Source organism: Ottowia oryzae, from assembly GCF_003008535.1.
Taxonomy (GTDB): domain Bacteria; phylum Pseudomonadota; class Gammaproteobacteria; order Burkholderiales; family Burkholderiaceae_C; genus Ottowia; species Ottowia oryzae.
Genome location: NZ_CP027666.1, coordinates 2,453,262 through 2,471,452, shown reverse-complemented (window position 1 = coordinate 2,471,452; position 18,191 = coordinate 2,453,262). Strand labels below are relative to the sequence as shown.

General features: G+C 67.1%; 16 protein-coding genes. 10 read left to right on the top strand and 6 right to left on the bottom strand.

The annotated features are described in order from the left end of the window. Nucleotides 1–84 precede the first annotated feature (84 nt). Nucleotides 85–2,262: an FAD-dependent 5-carboxymethylaminomethyl-2-thiouridine(34) oxidoreductase MnmC1 gene (gene mnmC1 / locus C6570_RS11315; RefSeq protein WP_106703302.1), complete on the top strand. Its 2,178-nt coding sequence runs from the start codon at nucleotides 85–87 to the stop codon at nucleotides 2,260–2,262. 220 nt (nucleotides 2,263–2,482) lie between these two features. Here the strand turns inward: mnmC1 and C6570_RS11310 are convergent, their stop codons facing one another. From C6570_RS11310 to C6570_RS11290, 5 genes are all read right to left on the bottom strand, one after another. Continuing rightward, nucleotides 2,483–2,680, bottom strand: a complete 198-nt coding sequence (locus C6570_RS11310; protein WP_106703301.1) for a hypothetical protein — start codon at nucleotides 2,678–2,680, stop codon at nucleotides 2,483–2,485. A gap of 433 nt (nucleotides 2,681–3,113) precedes the next feature. Continuing rightward, nucleotides 3,114–4,247 carry a branched-chain amino acid ABC transporter substrate-binding protein gene (locus tag C6570_RS11305; protein ID WP_106703300.1) on the bottom strand — a complete coding sequence of 378 codons (1,134 nt, stop codon included), beginning with the start codon at nucleotides 4,245–4,247 and terminating at the stop codon, nucleotides 3,114–3,116. 122 nt (nucleotides 4,248–4,369) lie between these two features. Further along, on the bottom strand, nucleotides 4,370–4,750 hold the full coding sequence (locus C6570_RS11300) for a hypothetical protein (RefSeq protein ID WP_106703299.1): 381 nt from the start codon (nucleotides 4,748–4,750) through the stop codon (nucleotides 4,370–4,372). Between the two features lie 7 nt (nucleotides 4,751–4,757). Next, entirely contained in the window at nucleotides 4,758–5,201 is a 444-nt protein-coding gene (locus tag C6570_RS11295; protein ID WP_106703298.1) for a DNA polymerase III subunit chi, read from the bottom strand. Between the two features lie 33 nt (nucleotides 5,202–5,234). Further along, nucleotides 5,235–6,797 (bottom strand): leucyl aminopeptidase, encoded by a 1,563-nt coding sequence (locus C6570_RS11290; protein ID WP_106703297.1) that lies wholly within the window; start codon nucleotides 6,795–6,797, stop codon nucleotides 5,235–5,237. Between the two features lie 23 nt (nucleotides 6,798–6,820). Between C6570_RS11290 and lptF the strand changes: the two genes are divergently transcribed. From lptF to ligD, 8 genes are all read left to right on the top strand, one after another. Beyond that, on the top strand, nucleotides 6,821–7,927 hold the full coding sequence (gene lptF / locus C6570_RS11285) for an LPS export ABC transporter permease LptF (protein ID WP_106703296.1): 1,107 nt from the start codon (nucleotides 6,821–6,823) through the stop codon (nucleotides 7,925–7,927). Then, entirely contained in the window at nucleotides 7,924–9,033 is a 1,110-nt protein-coding gene (gene lptG, locus C6570_RS11280; RefSeq protein WP_106703295.1) for an LPS export ABC transporter permease LptG, read from the top strand. The genes lptF and lptG overlap by 4 nt, the downstream gene beginning before the upstream one ends. A gap of 2 nt (nucleotides 9,034–9,035) precedes the next feature. Then, on the top strand, nucleotides 9,036–9,425 hold the full coding sequence (locus C6570_RS11275; RefSeq protein ID WP_106703294.1) for a sirohydrochlorin chelatase: 390 nt from the start codon (nucleotides 9,036–9,038) through the stop codon (nucleotides 9,423–9,425). 50 nt (nucleotides 9,426–9,475) lie between these two features. Then, the gene (locus C6570_RS11270; RefSeq protein WP_106703293.1) at nucleotides 9,476–10,417 is read left to right on the top strand and encodes a CysB family HTH-type transcriptional regulator; all 942 of its coding nucleotides are present in this window, start codon (nucleotides 9,476–9,478) and stop codon (nucleotides 10,415–10,417) included. 365 nt (nucleotides 10,418–10,782) lie between these two features. Beyond that, the gene (locus tag C6570_RS11265; protein ID WP_106703292.1) at nucleotides 10,783–11,955 is read left to right on the top strand and encodes a pyridoxal phosphate-dependent aminotransferase; all 1,173 of its coding nucleotides are present in this window, start codon (nucleotides 10,783–10,785) and stop codon (nucleotides 11,953–11,955) included. Between the two features lie 145 nt (nucleotides 11,956–12,100). After that, nucleotides 12,101–12,613: an EVE domain-containing protein gene (locus C6570_RS11260; RefSeq protein ID WP_106703291.1), complete on the top strand. Its 513-nt coding sequence runs from the start codon at nucleotides 12,101–12,103 to the stop codon at nucleotides 12,611–12,613. A gap of 174 nt (nucleotides 12,614–12,787) precedes the next feature. After that, complete coding sequence (gene ku, locus C6570_RS11255) at nucleotides 12,788–13,753, top strand: non-homologous end joining protein Ku (RefSeq protein WP_106703290.1); 966 nt, start codon at nucleotides 12,788–12,790, stop codon at nucleotides 13,751–13,753. Between the two features lie 49 nt (nucleotides 13,754–13,802). Continuing rightward, on the top strand, nucleotides 13,803–16,535 hold the full coding sequence (ligD, locus tag C6570_RS11250; RefSeq protein WP_106703289.1) for a DNA ligase D: 2,733 nt from the start codon (nucleotides 13,803–13,805) through the stop codon (nucleotides 16,533–16,535). A 37-nt stretch (nucleotides 16,536–16,572) separates the two neighbouring features. Here the strand turns inward: ligD and C6570_RS11245 are convergent, their stop codons facing one another. Then, nucleotides 16,573–17,295, bottom strand: coding sequence for a Crp/Fnr family transcriptional regulator (locus C6570_RS11245; RefSeq protein ID WP_245896170.1), 723 nt, complete (start codon nucleotides 17,293–17,295; stop codon nucleotides 16,573–16,575). A gap of 137 nt (nucleotides 17,296–17,432) precedes the next feature. Between C6570_RS11245 and C6570_RS11240 the strand changes: the two genes are divergently transcribed. Continuing rightward, complete coding sequence (locus tag C6570_RS11240; protein ID WP_106703287.1) at nucleotides 17,433–18,185, top strand: class II aldolase/adducin family protein; 753 nt, start codon at nucleotides 17,433–17,435, stop codon at nucleotides 18,183–18,185. The last annotated feature ends 6 nt before the right edge of the window (nucleotides 18,186–18,191 follow it).

Below are 18,191 nucleotides of genomic sequence, written 5' to 3'. Positions count from 1 at the left end.
CCGTCTCGGCAACTGGCGTTTGGAGCAAAATAGGCCTCTGGCGCTGGTGTGACCTGCGCCGCCAGCTCATCTATTCATAGCAAAATGACCCAGCCAACGGTGCAATGGCGCGACGACGGCACGCCCGTCAGCCCGCGCTTTGGCGATATCTACCGCAGCCTGAGCGGCCTGACGCAGGCGCGCGAGGTGTTCTTGCGCGGGTGCGGGCTGCTGCCCGGCGAGCCAGCGCGTGTGGCACGCACGGCGAATGCGGGCGATGTGCCGCCACTGCCGGCAGCGCGGCAAGCACCCGAATCGACTGCCCCAGGTGTTCTCATCACCACGGCGCCCGCTGAAGCGCCACCGGCCGATCCGGCGCCGCCATCCCCCAGCGCCTGGGCCCACGCCGCCAGCTGGGCGGTGCTGGAAACGGGTTTTGGCCTGGGCCTGAACTTTCTGGCGACGTGGCAAGCCTGGCGCGAAGACTCAGCGCGCCCCCAGCGCCTGTTCTACAGCGCCGTAGAGGCCTGGCCGCCCGACGCGGCCGACCTGTTGCGCAGCGCCGCCCCCTACTCCGCGCTGCGCCCGCTGGCCAAAGCGCTGGCCGAGCAGTGGCACGGTCTGCTGCCCGGCCTGCACCGCATCCGCCTGGACGAAGGCCGCGTCCAACTCACCCTGGCGGTGGGCGACGTGCGCGCCATGCTGGCTGAGCTGAGTGGCCGCTTCGACAGCATCTACCTGGACGGGTTCGACCCCGCCCGCAACCCCGACATGTGGGGGCTGCCCGTGCTCAAGGCCGTTGCACGCCTGGCGCGCCCCGGCGCGCGCGCCGCCACCTGGAGCGTGGCCGCCAGCGTGCGCGAAGGCCTGACCACCTGCGGCTTGGTGGTCGAACGCGTCCCCGGCCCGCCCCCCAAGCGCAGCGTGCTGCGCGCGACCCTGGCGCCGCACTGGTCGCCCAAGCGGCGCCCCACGCCCGACGCACCGGTGCAAGCCGCCGCGCCCGGCCACTGCGTGGTGGTGGGCGCGGGCCTGGCGGGCGCCTCGGTGGCGTACAGCCTGGCCCAGCGTGGCTGGCAGGTAACGGTGCTGGACCAGGCCGACGAGCCGGCCACGGGTGCATCCGGCCTGCCCGCCGGCGTGGTGGCGCCGCACGTATCGCCCGACGACCGCCCCGTGTCGCGCCTGACCCGCGCCGGCGCCCGCGCCACCCTGGCGCGCGCTGCCGCGTTGCTGCAAGACGGCGTGGACTTTGCCGCCACCGGCGTGCTGGAACGCCACGCACCCGGCGAGCGCCGCCTGCCGGCCGACTGGCTGGCGGCGCTGGCCAACGCCGCGCCCACGCCACCAGCCCAAGCCACAGCGCCCGAATCCTGGCCAGACACCGACCCGCGCACGCAACAGCGCGCCCAGGCCGCAGGCGTGCCGCTGGACGACGAGCACCGCGCCCTGTGGCACGCGCACGCGGGGTGGATTCGGCCCGCCGCGCTGGTGCGAGCCATGTTGGGCGCGCCCGGCATCAGCTGGGTAGGCCGCGCCAAAGTCACCGGCCTGCGCGCCGGGGGGCCACGCTGGCAGGTGCTGGGCGAACGGGCCAGCGCCCCCGAGGCCGTCGCGCCCGCCCAAGCCCTGCCCCCGCCCCTGCCCCTGCACGCGCTGCGCGGTCAGGTCGCATGGGGCCCCATGCCGCCGGCGGGCGACTTAGGCGGCTCGGGCCATACCAGCGCGGCCGGCCTGGTCGATGCAACGGCGCTGCCACCGTTTCCGGTCAACGGCCACGGCAGCCTGATCGCGCATGTGCCCGCCGATACGTGCGCCCCGTTGTGGGTCACCGGCTCTACGTTCGAGCGCGGGCAAGCCCAAACCGTGCTGCGTGACGAAGACCACGCGCACAACCGCACGCGCCTGGGCGAGCTGCTGCCCAACGCTGCCAAAGTGTTGGACACCCAATGGGCCGACGGCCGCGCGCGCCCTTGGGCAGGCGTGCGCGCCACCTTGCCGGATCGCCTGCCCGCAGTCGGCGCCTGGGCGACAGGCATTGCGCTGGAAACCGAATCAAATCCGCCCCCAGCGCAGCAGCCACCAGCGCCGGCAGCTATTACTTCTGCAGCAAATCAAGGTCTGCTGCCCGTGCATGTGTTGACAGGCCTGGGCGCGCGCGGCCTTACCTTGGCGGTGCTGTGCGGCGAAATCGCCGCCGCGTGGCTGCACGATGAACCGCTGCCGGTTGAAGCCACGTTGGCGCGCAAGCTGCGCGCCGGGCGATTTGGGGGTAGTGATTAGCGATGCCGCCTGAATCGCCCCCGTCGTATCGCGCTCGCAGAAACGCGACCACCGCAGCTGGAAAATCCGCTGGGCAAGTCAAGTGCCGCTACTTTCGCGGCCAATGCCATGGAAATTAGTCAAATAGAAGATTTTTTGAATGCGCAAGCACGCACCATTTAGCGCCATAGCAACTTGTCTTCTGTTTGCATTCGTTCACGCGGCAGGCGCATGCAGTCTTTCAGACCGGCAAATCACGGTCAATTTTGACGAAGGTAGCGCTGGGTTGGGCGCCCGCAATGCCCGCGTCTTGGCAGAATGGTTTATTCAGTGGCGCGATGGGCTTGGTATTGAGTCGATTATCGCGGCTGCTCCAGCGGTGAAGCGCCAACGCCAGCTGGCCGAAGAGCGCCTTCGGCACGTCGCGCGGTTGCTTCATGGACTTAATACGGGCAATGCACCGATTTCGTATGAGGTTGAAGACAGGCCAGTCGGGTTTTCAGACAAAAGGTACTTGAATTCCCTCGACTTGAATGTGCAGCCGGCCTGTATTTCGTCGGGCACCTGTTGCAGACACGAAAGTCCTTGATTAAAAGCTGTCCTTTCCGGGCGCATACGAATTCGATCTATTTCGCCCGCGGTCGGATCACTTCCCAAAATCGCAAACCTTCGCGCGTTGAGCAGCGATGCCGATGAGCCAATCATTGACCTCACGCCGGCGTCGGGCTTTCGTGTTCTTTGAGTGTGAAGATGTCAATTAGGGTCGAGGGATTTTGTCAATTTCACCACCCCAAACAAAAAGCCACCCAAGCGGGTGGCTTTTTTCAGGAGCGTTGACGACGGCGCGCAAGGCACCGTCGTCTCAAGCGCCATCAGTTCAGCGGCGTTTTTTTGCCGTCTTTGTAGACGTACAAAGTGATGGCCGCGTTTTTCAGTTCGCCGTTGGGCTCGAACTGAATGTTGGAAGTCACGCCCTTGTAGTTGGATTCCTTCAGTTTGGGGATGTAAACCTTCGGATCCCAAGAGTTGGCGCGCTTCATCGCGTCGGCCAGCAGCATGGTGGCGTCGTAGGTATACGGGCTGTAAACCTGGAACTGGTTGGGGTACTTGGCGTCGTACTTGGCCTTCCAGGCGGTGCCGCCAGGCATCTTCTGGATCGAGGCGCCGCCTTCGGCGCAAACCACGTTGCCCAGCGTCTTGGCGCCGCCGGCCAGCTTGGCGATCTCGGTCGTGCAGATGCCGTCACCGCCGAAGTACTTCACGTTGGCCATGCCCAGCTGTTCCATCTGGCGCAACATCGGGCCGGCTTGGGGATCCATACCGCCGAAGAAGATGCCGTCGGGGTTCTTCGATTTGATGGCGGTCAGGATGGCCATGAAGTCGGTGGCTTTGTCGGTCGTGAACTGCTCGTCCACGATCTGAACGCCGGCTTTCTTGGCGGTGTTCTTGAACACGTCGGCCACGCCTTGGCCGTAGGCCGTGCGGTCGTCGATGACGGCGATGCGCTTGAGCTTCAGTGCGTCAGCGGCATAGTGCGCCAGGCCAGCGCCCAGGGCGTTGTCGTTAGCGATGATGCGGAACGTGGTTTTGTAGCCGGGCTTGGTCAGTGCGGGGTTCGTCGCAGCGCCGGTGACGTGGGGAATGCCGCAGTCGTTGTAAACCTTGGAGGCGGGAATGGTGGTGCCCGAGTTCAGGTGGCCGACCACGCCGGCAACTTTGGCGTCGCACAGTTTCTGGGCGGCGGCCGTGCCTTGCTTGGGATCGGCGGCGTCGTCTTCAGCCTGGATTTCCCACTTGATCTTCTTGCCGTTGATGACGATGTTCTGGGTGTTCAACTCATCAATGGCCATGCGTGCGCCATTTTCGTTGTCTTTGCCGTAGTGAGCCTGAGGGCCGGAAACCGGGCCAACGTGGCCGATCTTGATGACTTGCGTGTCCTGTGCCATCACCGCGCCTGCCACCATGGCCAGGGCTGCGGCAGCCGTCAGTTTCATTTTCATCTGCATATCGAAATCTCCTGAAAAGGAATGAGTTGAGTTGTATGAGAGTAGGCTCAACGGGCACGAAAGTTAACGCAATTCATGTGCCAAGACATCAGGGAACACGATAGTGTTGGCGGCGCACCAAATTAGGGGTTTTTACCGACATCCGACACGTGCGCACCACGAGTGTGCGCCGTAGCGACGGCTTCGCGCACCACTTCGGCAACGGCTTTTTGCACGCGGCCGTTCAGCCCCAGCAGTTGCTCATGCAGCACGCGGCCGATGGCCTCGCTGATCTGGCGATCTAGATCGGGCCCAAGCAGCGCGAGCAAGTCGCTCGCGTCCGGCAACGTGGCGGGGGCCGGGGGCGAAGCAGGTGCCGCGTCGGCCTGGGCGCTATGGCGCTCGGCGTCTGCCGCGACCATCTCGGTCAGCGTGGGCACGTTGCGCGGGGGCGGCCGGTGGACGGGCGCGGCCTCCGGCGCGGTGGGGGGCGTGGGCTGTTGTTCCATGGTGGGTGGCGGCATCCTCAGGTTATTCCTTGGCGGCGACGTCGTGCCGCTTGATCTGGTAGCCCCGCTCGGCATAGTGCCGCCAGCGCTGGCGGGCGTGCGCACGGTCGTCCTCTGCCGTGCCCACCAGTTCGATCAGGCGCTGGTACTGCTCAAAACCCTGCGGCACCGCATCGCCCAGATGAACCAGGATCTGCGCCGGGGCTTGGCCGGGGGGCAGCGCGGTCAGCGCGTCGGTGGATAGAACGACCGGCGTGCGCGCCACGGTGTCGGCCGAGGCCGAGGCGAGGCAGTGGGGAATGAAATCCAGCGCCGAAAAGGTCCAGAGCGCGCCGTCCAGCGCGTGCAACTGCGCGGCGGGCGCCACGACCACGGTGCGACCGCCGGCGGCGTAGGCCTTGCGCACGAGGCGGCAGGTGTACGCCAGCCGGTCAGGCACGTTGAAATGGAACGCCACCTCGGTCATGGCGATCGGGCCTCAGGCACCCCGCTGCCGCGTTCAGCGCTTACCGGAGGCGCCATCCGCCTGGCCCGCCTTGCGCTTGGCCTTGCCAGATTTGGTTTTGGTCTTTTCCTTGGCCTTGACCGTGGCCACCGATGGCGCGTCGCCAGCTTGCGAGAGCAGGTACTGCACCAGCAAACCGACAGGCCGGCCGGTGGCACCTTTGGCGGCCCCGCTCTTCCACGCGGTCCCGGCAATGTCCAGGTGCGCCCAGGGATAGGCGCTGGTAAAGCGCTGCAGAAACTTGGCCGCAGTGACGGCCCCCGCCTGGCGGCCCGCCACGTTGGCGACGTCGGCGAAGTTGGTTTTGAGGCCCTCGGCGTAGTCGTCGTCCAGGGGCAGGCGCCAGCACAGGTCCAACGCGTCCTGACCGGCGCTCTGCAGCGCCAGCGCCAAGCTGTCGTCGGTAGAAAACAGACCGCTGCGCACGCCGCCCAGCGCGATCACGCAGGCGCCGGTGAGCGTGGCGATGTCGATCACTGCCTTGGGCTGAAAGCGCTCTGCGTAGGTCAGCGCGTCGCACAGCACCAGGCGGCCTTCGGCGTCGGTGTTCAGGATTTCGATGGTCTGCCCGCTCATGCTGGTGACCACATCGCCCGGCTTCACGGCCGCGCCATCGGGCATGTTCTCGCACGCGGGGATCAGGCCCACCACGTTGACAGCGGGCTGCAGTTCGCCCAGCGCGCGGAACACGCCCAGCACGCTGGCAGCGCCGCCCATATCGAACTTCATCTCATCCATATCGCCGGCCGGCTTGATGGAAATGCCGCCGGTGTCGAAGGTGATGCCCTTGCCCACCAGCACCACCGGTGCATCCGCCTTGGCAGCGCCCTGGTAGCGCAGGACGATGAAGCGCAACTCTTGCGCCGAGCCCTGGGCCACGGCCTGGAAGGCGCCCATGCCCAGCTTAGCCACTTCTTTCGGGCCCAGCACGTCGCAGCTGATGCGCCGCGCAGGCTTGGCCAGTTGCTGGGCCGCCTGCGCCAGCAGCGTAGGCGTTGCGTAGTTGGCCGGGCGGTTCGCCCATTCGCGGGCGAATTCCACGCCGTGGGCGACACCCAGGGCTTTGTCAAAGGCTTGGCGCACGGCCGATGCGTCTGGCACGCCCAGCGCCACGTTCTTCAGCGACACCTTGGGCGCCGGCGACGCCTTGGTATGCCCCTTGGTGGTGGTGTACTGGTACAGCGCGTCACAGCTGGCGCCCACGGCAGCGGCCACAGCGTCAGGCGATGCGGCAGCAGCAAAGCAGATGGTCAGCGCGTTGGCGGGGCCCCGCTTGCAGTGGCCGACCGCGGCGGCGACGGCCTTGCGCACCTGGGTGGCGCTGCCATTGCCGATGCCCACCAGCAGCAACCGCTCGCTGGTCACGCGCGGCGCGCCGAAGCTGGACAAGAGCGCGCCCGCCTCGGTCTTGAAGTCGCCACTGGCCAGCGCGCGCTGGATGAGGGCAGACAGCGCGTCCTCGCCCGGCTCGAACCCGTCGGCCACCAGCACGGCCAGCGCGGGGGATGAATAGGCTGCCGCTTCCGGCAGGCGCAGCGTCTTCAGTTCGAAGTCCATAATCAGCGTTTTCCTTTCGACCGATGTTATTCGATTCCTCCCTACGCAAGGAGCTGGGCCGCAGCTTCGGCGCGACCCTGGTGGTGCTGGTGACCATCGTCGTCACCGTGATGCTGATCCGCACACTGGGCCAGGCGTCGGTGGGCCGGGTCAACCCATCCGAAGTGATGCTGGTGATGGGCTACACCGTGCTCGGCCATCTGCCCACCATCCTCACGCTGAGCCTGTTCGTGGCGATCACCGCCACGCTGACACGCATGTACGCCAGCAGCGAGATGGTCGTGTGGTTCTCGTGCGGCCAAAGCCTCATGAGCTTCCTGCGCCCCGTGCTGCGCTTTGCCGCGCCGGTGCTGCTCGGCATCGCCGTGCTGGCGATCTTTGTCTGGCCATGGTCCAACCACCAGATCCGCGAACTACGCGACCGTTTCCAGGGCCGCAACGACATAGAACGCGTGGCGCCGGGCCGCTTCATCGAATCGTCCGGCGGGCAGCGCGTGTTCTTTATCGACAAGGACACGGCCGATGCGCAGTCGGGCAACAACATATTCATTGCGTCCAACGAGCGCGGCAAGGAAACCGTGACCACCGCCGCCAGCGGGCACCTGGCCACCCTCAAGGGCGAGCGTTACCTGGTGCTTGAAAAAGGCAACCGCATGGAGACCGAGACCGCCACGGGCCAGACGCGCGTGAGCGAGTTTGCCGAGTACGGCAACCGGATCAACAGCGGCCCGCAGGGCCCGACCGACAACAATTCCCCCACCATGAAGCCCACGCTGGTGCTGCTGACCCAGCCCGACGCCGCCAACCTGGCCGAGCTGTCCTGGCGCCTCGGGCTGATGCTGGCCGCCATCAACTGCGTGCTGATTGCCGTGGCGGCCACCCGCGTCAACCCGCGCGTGGGGCGCAGCGGCGGCCTGGTGTTCTCGCTGTTTGCCTTTGCCACGTACTACAACCTGCTCAGCGTGGGGCAAAGCTGGATAGGCAACGGCCGCATCGGCATCGTGCCGTTCCTGATCCTGCTGCACGGCGGCATCTTCGCGCTGTCGATGGGCTGGCTGCTGGCGCGCAGCGGCGATTGGTTCAGCCGCCTGCGCCCGCGCCGGCGAGCTGCCAGCGGGGGTACCGTATGAAGACCATCCGCCGCTACATCTATGGCGAAGTGCTGCGCTCGGTCGGCTTTGTCACGCTGGCGTTTCTGGCGCTGTTCTTCTTCTTTGACTTTGTCGACCAGTTTGGCGACGTGCGCCGCGGGGCCGAGGCGGGCTACAGCATGGCGTACGCCCTGCTCTATGTCACGCTGCAGATACCTGGCCACCTGTACGAGCTGCTTCCCATCACGGTGCTGATCGGCACGATCTACGTCATGGCGCGGCTGGCCGAAAGCTCTGAATTCACCATTCTGCGCACCAGTGGCCTGGGGCCGCAGCGCGCGCTGGCCACGTTGCTGTCGTTGGGCGTGGGCTTCGTCATGCTCACTTTCGTGTTTGGCGACTACGTGGCCCCGGCGGCCAACCGCGCGGCGCAACAGTTGCAGGCGCGGTTTCTGGGCGACATCACCATCGGCCGTACGGGCGCGTGGATGAAAGACCGCCAGGCGCAGCAGAACTACTCGGTCAACGTCGGCTCGCTGGGCTCCGACGGCGGCATGGCGCAGATCCGCATTTTCGAGTTTGACAACGCAGACGGGCGCCTGCGCTCGACCACCCAGGCGGCCAAGGGCCATTTCACCGATGGCACGGGCTGGCAGCTGCAGGATGTGGTGCGCCGCGTGTACGACGCCAGCCAGCCCGATGCACCCGTCCTGAAGGTGGAAAAGCTGCCCGAATGGCGCTGGCCCACCACGATCACCCTGGACATGGTGGGCGCTGCCCTGCTCAGCCCCGACCGCATGCAGACGCTGGACCTGTACCAGTACATCACCCACCTGCAGACCAACGGCCAGAACGCCCAGCGCTATGAAATCGAGTTCTGGCGCAAGGTCTTCTACCCCTTGAGCTGCCTGGTCATGATGGTGCTGGCCCTGCCCTTTGCTTACCTGCATTTCCGCTCGGGCAACATCGCGGGCTACGTGTTCGGCGGGGTGCTGATCGGCATCAGCTTCTTCTTGCTGAACAACGTATTTGGCTTCATCGGCAACCTGCGCAACTGGGAACCCTGGGTCGCCGCCGCGCTGCCTGGCATCCTGTATTCGCTGCTGTCGCTGGGCGCATTCAGCTGGCTGGTGCTGAGGCGTTGACCATGTCACAGCCGCGCGATGCCCGCCACGGCACGGTGCTGTTCGCCCACGGCTCGCGCGACCCTGCCTGGGCTGCCCCCATCGAGGCCGTGGCCGCCCGCATGCGCAGCCTGGCGCCCGGCACGCTGGTGCGCTGTGCCTACCTGGAGCTCACCGCGCCCGATCTGCCCACCGTGGTGCAAGCCCTGATCGACGAAGGCGCCCGCGCGATCACCGTCTGGCCCATGTTCCTGGGCGTGGGGCGCCATGCGCGCGAAGACCTGCCGCGTCTGGTGGCCGAGCTGCGCCTGCGCCACCCCGATGTGCCCATCCACCTGCAACCCGCCATGGGCGAGCACCCAGCCGTGCTTGAAACCATGGCCCGCACCGCGCTGAGCGGGTCATCGCCCTGATCTGTTAGACCAAATACGGTATAATAAACAGGTTCTTTATTACATCGACTATGAACCTGCACCAGTTTCGCTTTGTTCAGGAGGCCGTGCGCCGCAACCTGAACCTGACCGAGGCGGCCAAGGCGCTCCACACCTCGCAGCCGGGCGTGTCCAAGGCCATCATCGAGCTGGAGGAAGAGCTTGGCATCGAGATCTTCACCCGCCACGGCAAGCGCCTCAAGCGCGTCACCGAGCCCGGCGAGAAGGTGCTGGAGAGCATTGCCATCATCCAGCGCGAGGTGGGCAACTTGAAGCGCATCGGCGAGGAATACAGCGCGCAGGATTCGGGCACGCTATCGATTGCCACCACGCACACCCAGGCGCGCTACGTGCTGCCGCCGTCCGTGGCCAAGCTGCGCGAGCGCTACCCCAAGGTCAACATCAGCCTGCACCAGGGCTCGCCCGACCAGGTGGCCCGCATGGTGATCGAAGAAGTGGCCGAGATCGGCATGGCCACCGAATCGCTGTCCAACTACCCCGAACTGGTCACCCTGCCCTGCTACGAATGGCAGCACGTGCTGGTGCTGCCGCGTGAACACCCGCTGGCGCAAAAGACGCGCCTGACGCTGGAAGACATCGTCGCCGAGCCGCTGATCACCTACCACCCGTCTTACACGGGCCGCACGCGCATCGACAACGCCTTCGCCCAGCGCCACCTTACGCCGCGCATCGTGCTGGAGGCGATCGATTCCGACGTGATCAAGACCTACGTGCGCCTGGGCCTGGGCGTGGGCATCGTGGCCGAGATGGCGGTGTCGCCCGGCAGCGACCCCGACCTGGTCACCCGCCCGCTGGGCCAGCTTTTCGGCCAGAACGTGGCGCGCATTGCGCTCAAGCGCAGTGCGTATTTGCGCGATTTCGTCTACCAGTTCGCCAGCCTGCTGTCCGACCGCCTGGACAAGGATTTGATCGTCAAGGCAATGAATGGGCATGTGGCGGACTATGAGCTGTGATCACCCCCCTGAGGCGCTGGAGAGCCCCGGCGCTCGTTGCCAGAGGCAACGGCCCTTCGGCCCGTCCCTATCTGCGCAGGCAGATAGGGAGCCGCGGGCCTCAGCCCCCGCTCTCTTCGCGCTGCGCGCTTCGGGCAGGGGGACAACGCCAGTTGCCGGCGCAGGTCCGGCAACGGCGTTCGCTGGGTTGGCCTGCTCCGCGGCCTTTCGATCGGTGGCGTGCGACGGTTGCTGAGCTTTGTTCCACCGATCGGTCGTTTGATTCGTAGACTCCTGATTTCATAGCTGCTTGCGCTGGTGGCGCCTGCGCCAGAAGGCCATTTCTTTCATAAGAAGCTGATTCCCGTCTTGCCCATCCCCTTGCCATGACCACCCCCACGCCCCCCGCTTTTCCCTCGCGCCTGCCCAACGTAGGCACCACCATCTTCACCGTGATGTCGGCGCTGGCCGCGCAGCACAAGGCGGTGAATCTGGGCCAGGGCTTTCCCGATTTCGATTGCGATCCGAAGCTGGTGGACGGTGTGACCGATGCGATGCGCGCCGCGCACAACCAGTACCCGCCCATGCCCGGCGTGCCGGCGCTGCGCGAGGCGATTGCGGGCAAGATCGCGGCGCTGTACGGCCACACGTACGACGCCAACACCGAAATCACCGTGACGGCCGGCGCCACGCAGGCCATCCTGACGGCCATCCTCTGCTGCGTGGGGCCGGGCGATGAGGTGATCGTGCTGGAGCCCTGCTACGACAGCTACGTGCCCAACATCGAGCTGACCGGCGCCAGCGTGGTGCGCGTGCCGCTCACGCCCGGCACCTTCCGGCCCGATTTCGACAAGATCGCCGCCGCGCTGTCGCCACGCACGCGCGCCATCATCATCAACACCCCGCACAACCCCAGCGGCACCGTGTGGACACCCGCCGAAATGCAGCGCCTGCAGGATCTGCTGGCCCCCACCAACGTGCTGGTCATCAGCGACGAGGTGTACGAGCACATGGTCTACGCCCCGCTGCAGCACGAAAGCGTGGCGCGCTACCCCGGCCTGGCCGCGCGCAGCTTCATCATCAGCAGCTTTGGCAAAACCTACCACGTCACCGGCTGGAAGGTGGGCTACGTGGCCGCGCCCGCCGCGCTGACGGCCGAATTCCGCAAGGTGCATCAGTTCTGCGTGTTCACCGTCAACACGCCCATGCAGGTCGGCCTGGCCAACTACATGCAAGACCCGGCGCCCTACGTGCAACTGCCCGCGTTTTACGCCGCCAAGCGCGATTTGTTCCGCGCCGGGCTGGGCCACACCAAGTTCCGCCTGCTGCCGTGCGAAGGCACGTACTTCCAGTGCGTGGCCATCGACGGCCTGGGCGTGCCCGAGCGTGATTTGAGCGAGGCCGACTTCTGTCAATGGCTGACGCGCGAAATCGGCGTGGCCGCCATCCCGCTGTCGGCCTTCTACGGCAACGGGTTTGACCAGAAAGTGGTGCGCTTTTGCTTCGCCAAGAAGGACGAGACCCTGCGCGCCGCGCTGGGGCGCCTGGCGCGCCTTTGATGGCGCCAGCCGGGCGATCTGATCCGCTTCTTTTTTCATAGCTGCCAGCGCTTTCTGCACCTGCGCCAGCGGCCGATTAGGCTCTTAGCCCTTTCAGCCTCGCTGCCGTTGCCCGCGCCAGCCGCATTGGCGCCACAATCGCGCCATGCCCCAAGCCAGAACGCCCCAGGTCGCGCCCGCGCCACCCGCCGCCCAGCGCGCGGCGCGCTACTGGCTGATGAAGTCCGAGCCGGATGAGTGCAGCATCGACGACGCCCTGGCGGCGCCCCACCAAACCGTGCCCTGGACCGGCGTGCGCAACTACCAGGCGCGCAACTTCATGCGCGACGACATGCAGGTGGGCGACGGCGTGCTGTTCTACCACTCCAGCTGCGCCGAGCCGGGTATTGCCGGGCTGGCGCGCATTGCGTCGGCCACGCGCGCCGACCCCACGCAGTTCGAGCCCGAATCGCCCTATTTCGACCCCAAATCACCGCCCGCCCAGCCGCGCTGGCTTCTGCTGGACGTGCAGGCGCTGCGCAAAACCCGTTTACTGCCGCTGGCCGAGCTGCGCGCCGTGCCTGCCCTGGCCAGCCTGCGCGTGCTGCAGCGCGGCAACCGCCTGTCGATCACGCCGGTGAGCGATGAGGAATGGGCGGCCGTGCAGGCGCTGCTCTAAACCCGGCCAGACTGGCGGCCTGGCCAGTTGATCGCCCGGGTGCGATCCGGCGGCAGCCGCTTCGCGCTGCGGCACGCGCGAGCCGCCGCGCCCACCAACCGGCACCGTCCTACAACCCGGGCGCGCTTTCGCGCCTACCGTGCAGGGTTTCAGCACCGCAAACCCGCCCGCACCATGGCCGACGCTGCTCCCCCCGACGAAACCGCCGCCACGCCGCCCGCCCGCGTGGTGTGGAAAGGCGCCATCAGCTTTGGGCTGGTGCACATACCGGTGGCGCTGTACACCGCCACCACCAGCGGCGGGGTCGACTTTGACTGGCTAGACCGCCGCACCATGCAGCCGGTGGGCTACAAGCGCATCAACAAGAAGACCGGCAAGGAAATCGCGTCGGCCGACATCGTCAAGGGCATCGAAGTGGAAGACGGCCGCTACGTGGTGCTGAGCAACGACGAGATTAAGGCGGCTTTCCCCAAGACCACGCAGACGATCGAGATCGAGACCTTCATCCACGCCAGCGAAATCCCCTTCGTCTACCTGGAACGCCCGTACTACCTGGCGCCCATCAACCGGGGCGAAAAGGTGTACGCGCTGCTGCGCGAGGCGCTGCTGGAGACAGGCCGGGTGGGCATCGCCCGCGTGGTCATCCAGACCAAGCAGCACCTGGCCGTGCTGGTGCCCAGCGGCCCGGCGTTGATCCTGAACCTGCTGCGCTGGGGCGGCGAAATCCGCTCGTTCGAGGCGCTGAAGCTGCCGCCCGCCGGCGTGAAAGCCGCGGGGCTGAAAGAAGCAGAGCTGAAGATGGCGCGGCAGCTGATCGAGGAGATGACCGCACCGTGGGACGCGGACGGCTTTCGCGACTCGTTCAAGGACGAAATCATGCGCCTGGTGCGGCAAAAGGCCGAATCGGGCGACGTGCAAAGCGTGGAAAAGGTCGAACCGGCCAGCGGCGGCAGCGCCAAGCCGGGCGCCGAGATCATCGACCTGACCGAACTGCTCAAGCGCAGCCTGCAGGGCGCCGAGCCTGCCGCAGCGAAGGATGACGATGGCCAGCCGACCCGATCCAAGCCCAGCGCCAAGACCGCAGAAAAAGCCGCTGAAAAAGCCGCAGCCAAGCCGCGCGCGGCGCGCAAGCGCGCCTGAGGCACCGGCCGCGTCGGGCACGCCGGATCTGGCGGGTGCCCCATCGGCGATGCCTGCTACTCGCCGTGCGAAGGCCAAGTCTACGCAACAAAAAACGCGGCCAGCGCCCGTCCAGATTGCGCCAGGAGCTACCAAATCTGAAGCATCCGCGCCACCCAGCCCGCTGGCCCGCTACCACGCCAAGCGGGATTTCCGCCGCACGCCAGAGCCCGAGGGCGCCGTGGCTGCGCCAGCGGCAGAGGGGCTGCGCTACGTCATTCAAAAGCACTGGGCCAGCCACCTGCACTACGACTTGCGGCTGGAGCTGGACGGCACCATGCACAGCTGGGCCGTGCCCAAGGGCCCCAGCCTGGACCCGGCCGACAAGCGCCTGGCCGTGCAGGTGGAAGACCACCCCATCGCCTACAACCGGTTCGAGGGGCAGATTCCCGCCGGGCAGTACGGCGCGGGCCGCGTCATCGTGTGGGACCGCGGCAGCTGGTCGCCGGTGGGCGACCCGGTTGCGGGCCTGGCCAAAGGGCACCTTAAGTTTGACCTGCACGGCATCAAGCTGCGCGGCCGCTGGGCGCTGGTGCGGCTGAAAGACGCCAACGCCAAGCAACCGCCCTGGCTGCTGATCAAGGACCGCGACGGTGAGTCCCGCCCGCCGCCCTACAGCGTGACCGATGCGCTGCCCGATTCGGTGGGACCGTCAGATGAAGACGCGCGCGCCGCACCGGCAAGCCCGCCGGGCGCCTTGACGCCGCCCTTAAACACGCCCGCAAACACGGCTTCCGCCACGCCAGATGCACCAGGCAAGGCAAAGCGGACGCGGGCCAACCCCGCACCCCGCCCGGCACGCGCTTCTGCCCTGCCCACCGATTTAGCGCCGCAACTCGCCCAAGCCCGCAGCGCACCGCCTGAAGACGCCGCCGCGTGGCAGTGGGAGATGAAGTTCGACGGCTATCGCCTGCTGGCCCGCGTGGACGCGACTGGCGCCGTGCGCCTGGTCACCCGCAACGGGCTGGACTGGTCGGCGCGCATGCCCGAGGTGGCGCGCGCCTTGGCTGCGCTGGGCTTGGCGGGCGGCTGGCTGGACGGCGAAGTCGTGATGCCCGGCGCCAGCGGCATGCCCGACTTTGCCGCGCTGCAGCGCGCGTTTGAAGCGCGGCGAACCGGCGATTTGGTCTATTACCTGTTCGACGCGCCGTGGCTGCGCGGCACCGATTTGACCGACTTGCCCCTGGCCGAACGCCGCGCGCGCCTCGTCGCTGCCCTGCCCGCCTTGGCCGGCAACGGCACGGTGCGCCTGTCCGCCGTGCTGCCGCCCGAGCCGCGCAGCCTGCTGGCCAGCGCCTGCGGCATGGGGCTGGAAGGGGTGATCGGCAAGCGCCTGGACGCGCCCTACCGCAACGGCCGGTCGGACGCGTGGATCAAGCTGAAATGCGGGCAAGAGGATGAATTCATCATCGCCGGCTTCACCACTGGCCAAGGCGCGCGCGCCGCCCAAGGCCATCTGGGCGCATTGGTGCTGGCCGCACACGACCCAGATCACCCGCAAGGCCCGTTGAGATGGGCTGGCAACGTTGGCAGCGGCTTCACGGGCGCAGCGCTCGCCGCGCTGCAACGTCGCCTGGCACCGCTTCACCGAGGCAGCAGCCCACTGGCGCCCGGCGACCAGGTGCCTGGGCGGGTGCAGTGGGTGCAGCCCGAGTTGGTGGCACAGGTTCGCCACGCAGGGATCACTCCGCAAGGTCACGTGCGGCAGGCGGTGTACCGCGGCCTGCGCGAGGACAAAGCCGCCAGCGAAGTGGTGCTACCCCAAATTGACAAACCAAATCAGCCGCTGGCGCAGATGCAGCCTACGCCAGCAGCTATTCAATCAGGAGCAAGCATGGACTCTGACAATGTGCTGGTCGGCCAGCAGCTGACGCACCCCGAGCGGGTGATAGACCCCGCCAGCGGCACCACCAAGCTGGATCTGGCGCGCTACTACGCCACCGTGGCGCCGCTCATCCAGCCGCACCTGCTGCACCGCCCGGTGGCCTTGCTGCGCGCGCCGGACGGGCTGGGGGGCGAGCTGTTCTTTCAAAAGCACGCGCAGGGTCAGCCGCTGGCCGGGGTGACGCAGCTGCCCGCCGCGCTGGACCCAGGCCATGCCCCGCTGATGGCCATCGACAGCGCCCAGGCGCTGCTGGCCGTGGTGCAGATGAACACTGTCGAGCTGCACACCTGGAACGCCACCGCCGACAAGATCGAGCGGCCCGACCGCCTGGTGATCGACCTGGACCCCGGCGAAGGCGTGCCCTGGGCCAAGGTGCAGGAAGCCGCGCAGCTCACCCGCACCCTGCTGACCGAGCTGGCGCTGGTGCCTTTCCTCAAGACCAGCGGCGGCAAGGGGCTGCACGTGGTGGTGCCCATCAAGCGCCTTTACGACTGGGACGCGGTGAAGGATTTCAGCCGCGCGCTGACCGAACACCTGGCCCGCCTGATGCCCGACCGCTTCACCGCCATCAGCGGCCCCAAGAACCGCGTGGGCCGCATCTACCCCGACTACCTGCGCAACGGCCGGGGCGCGACCACCGCCGCTGCATGGTCGGCCCGCGCCCGGCCCGGCATGGGCGTATCGGTGCCCATCGGCTGGGACGAACTGGCCCGCGTGACCGGCGGCGCGCACTGGACAGTGGGCACCATCGGGCCGCGCCTGCGCATCGGCAACGCGCCTTGGGGTGACTGGGCCAGCGCTGCCCGGCCCATTGGTGCAGCAGCGCGGCGGCTGAAAAGCGCCGATACGTGCCGATAAGCGCTGAAGGCGGGGCTGGATCGGTGCGGCGGTCGACCTAGGTCGACTCGCCGAACAGAGGGTGCTCGGGCTGAAGGATGTCGATGCGGCCGTAGCGCAGGCGCAGCAGGCCCGCATCGGCCAGCGCATGCAGCTCCCGGCTGAGGGTTTGGCGTGTGATGCCCAGCATCATGGACAAGGCCTCTTGCGACACGGTCACGCTGCGCTGGCTGGCCTGCGCCTGGGTGGCGTCGCCGTGCGCCAGCCGGCCCAGGCGGTAGGCGATGCGCCCCTGCGTGCTGTGCAGCGTGCTGGCCTGCACCAGGCCATAGAGCGCCCGCACGCGCCCAGCCAGCAGCATGGTGATGGCGCGCGCAAAGGTGGGGCGCTGCATCAGCCCGGCAAAGGCCGTGGGCGGCACGTTCAGCAGATGGCTGTCTTCCATCGCCGTCACGTCGTGAGTGCGCGGGGTGCCGTCGAGCACGCTGAGTTCACCAAACCAGTTGCCCGGCTGCAGCACGACGAAGATGGCCTCGCGCCCTTCCACGTTCAGGGTGGACGCCTTGAGCACCCCATGCAGCAGCACGTAAAAGCCGCCCTGGCTGTCGCTGCGCATGTCCACCGCATCGCCATAGCGGAACAGCATCTCGCCGCGCGCGCAGCGCAACGGTCGGGCGGCAGCCAGCAGTCGCCTGCGCTCCAGCGCGGGCAGGCTCGCAAACCAGGGGTTGCTGGCGCAGATGCGCAAGGCATCAGGTGGGTGGCGGCGGGCATGGGGCAAACACCTAATTGTTTGGATTTTGACATTTCATTCAGGCCGCGCATGCCTACAGTGCCCTTCGACCCAGCCAGCGTTGCCCCTGCCTGCAAGACAACCACAGGCCGCGCCGCCCCTTAGATATTCAGGAGACTCTCACCATGCCCTCGATGAAAGACCAGGTTTCGCCCGAAGAATGGAAGCTGCGTGTAGACCTTGCCGCCGCCTACCGCCTTGTGTCGCTGTACGGCTGGAGCGATTTGGTGTTCACCCACATCAGCGCGCGCATCCCGGGGCCCGAGCACCAGTTTCTGATCAACCCCTACGGCCTGCTGTTTGAAGAGATCACCGCGTCCAGCCTGATTCGCATCGACCAGCAGGCCAACAAGCTGCACGACAGCCCCTACCCCGTGAATCCAGCCGGTTTCACCATCCACAGTTGCGTGCACGCCGCGCGCGAAGACGCGGGCTGCGTGATGCACACCCACAGCCGCGCCGGCATTGCGGTCAGCGCCAAGAAGGAAGGCCTGCTGCCCATCAGCCAGCAAAGCACCTTCGTGCTGCCCTCGCTGGCCTACCACGGCTACGAAGGCGTGGCCCTGCGCGACGATGAAAAGCCGCGCCTGGCCGCCGACCTGGGCGACGCGCGCTTTCTGATCCTGCGCAATCACGGCCTGCTGACCGTCGGCGCCAGCGTGGCAGAGGCCTTCCTGGCGATGTACACGCTGGAGAACGCCTGCCGAATCCAGATCGATGCGCAGTCTGGCGGCAGTGAGCTGATTCACGTTGATCCGCGCATCCTGGTGGGCATGGCCCAGGTGCTCAAGCACGTCACGGCCGACCAGGGCGCGCAGATCGCCTGGCCCGCGCTGCTGCGCCGGCTGGACCGCGAGCTGCCTGGCTACGCAGACTGAGCCGCG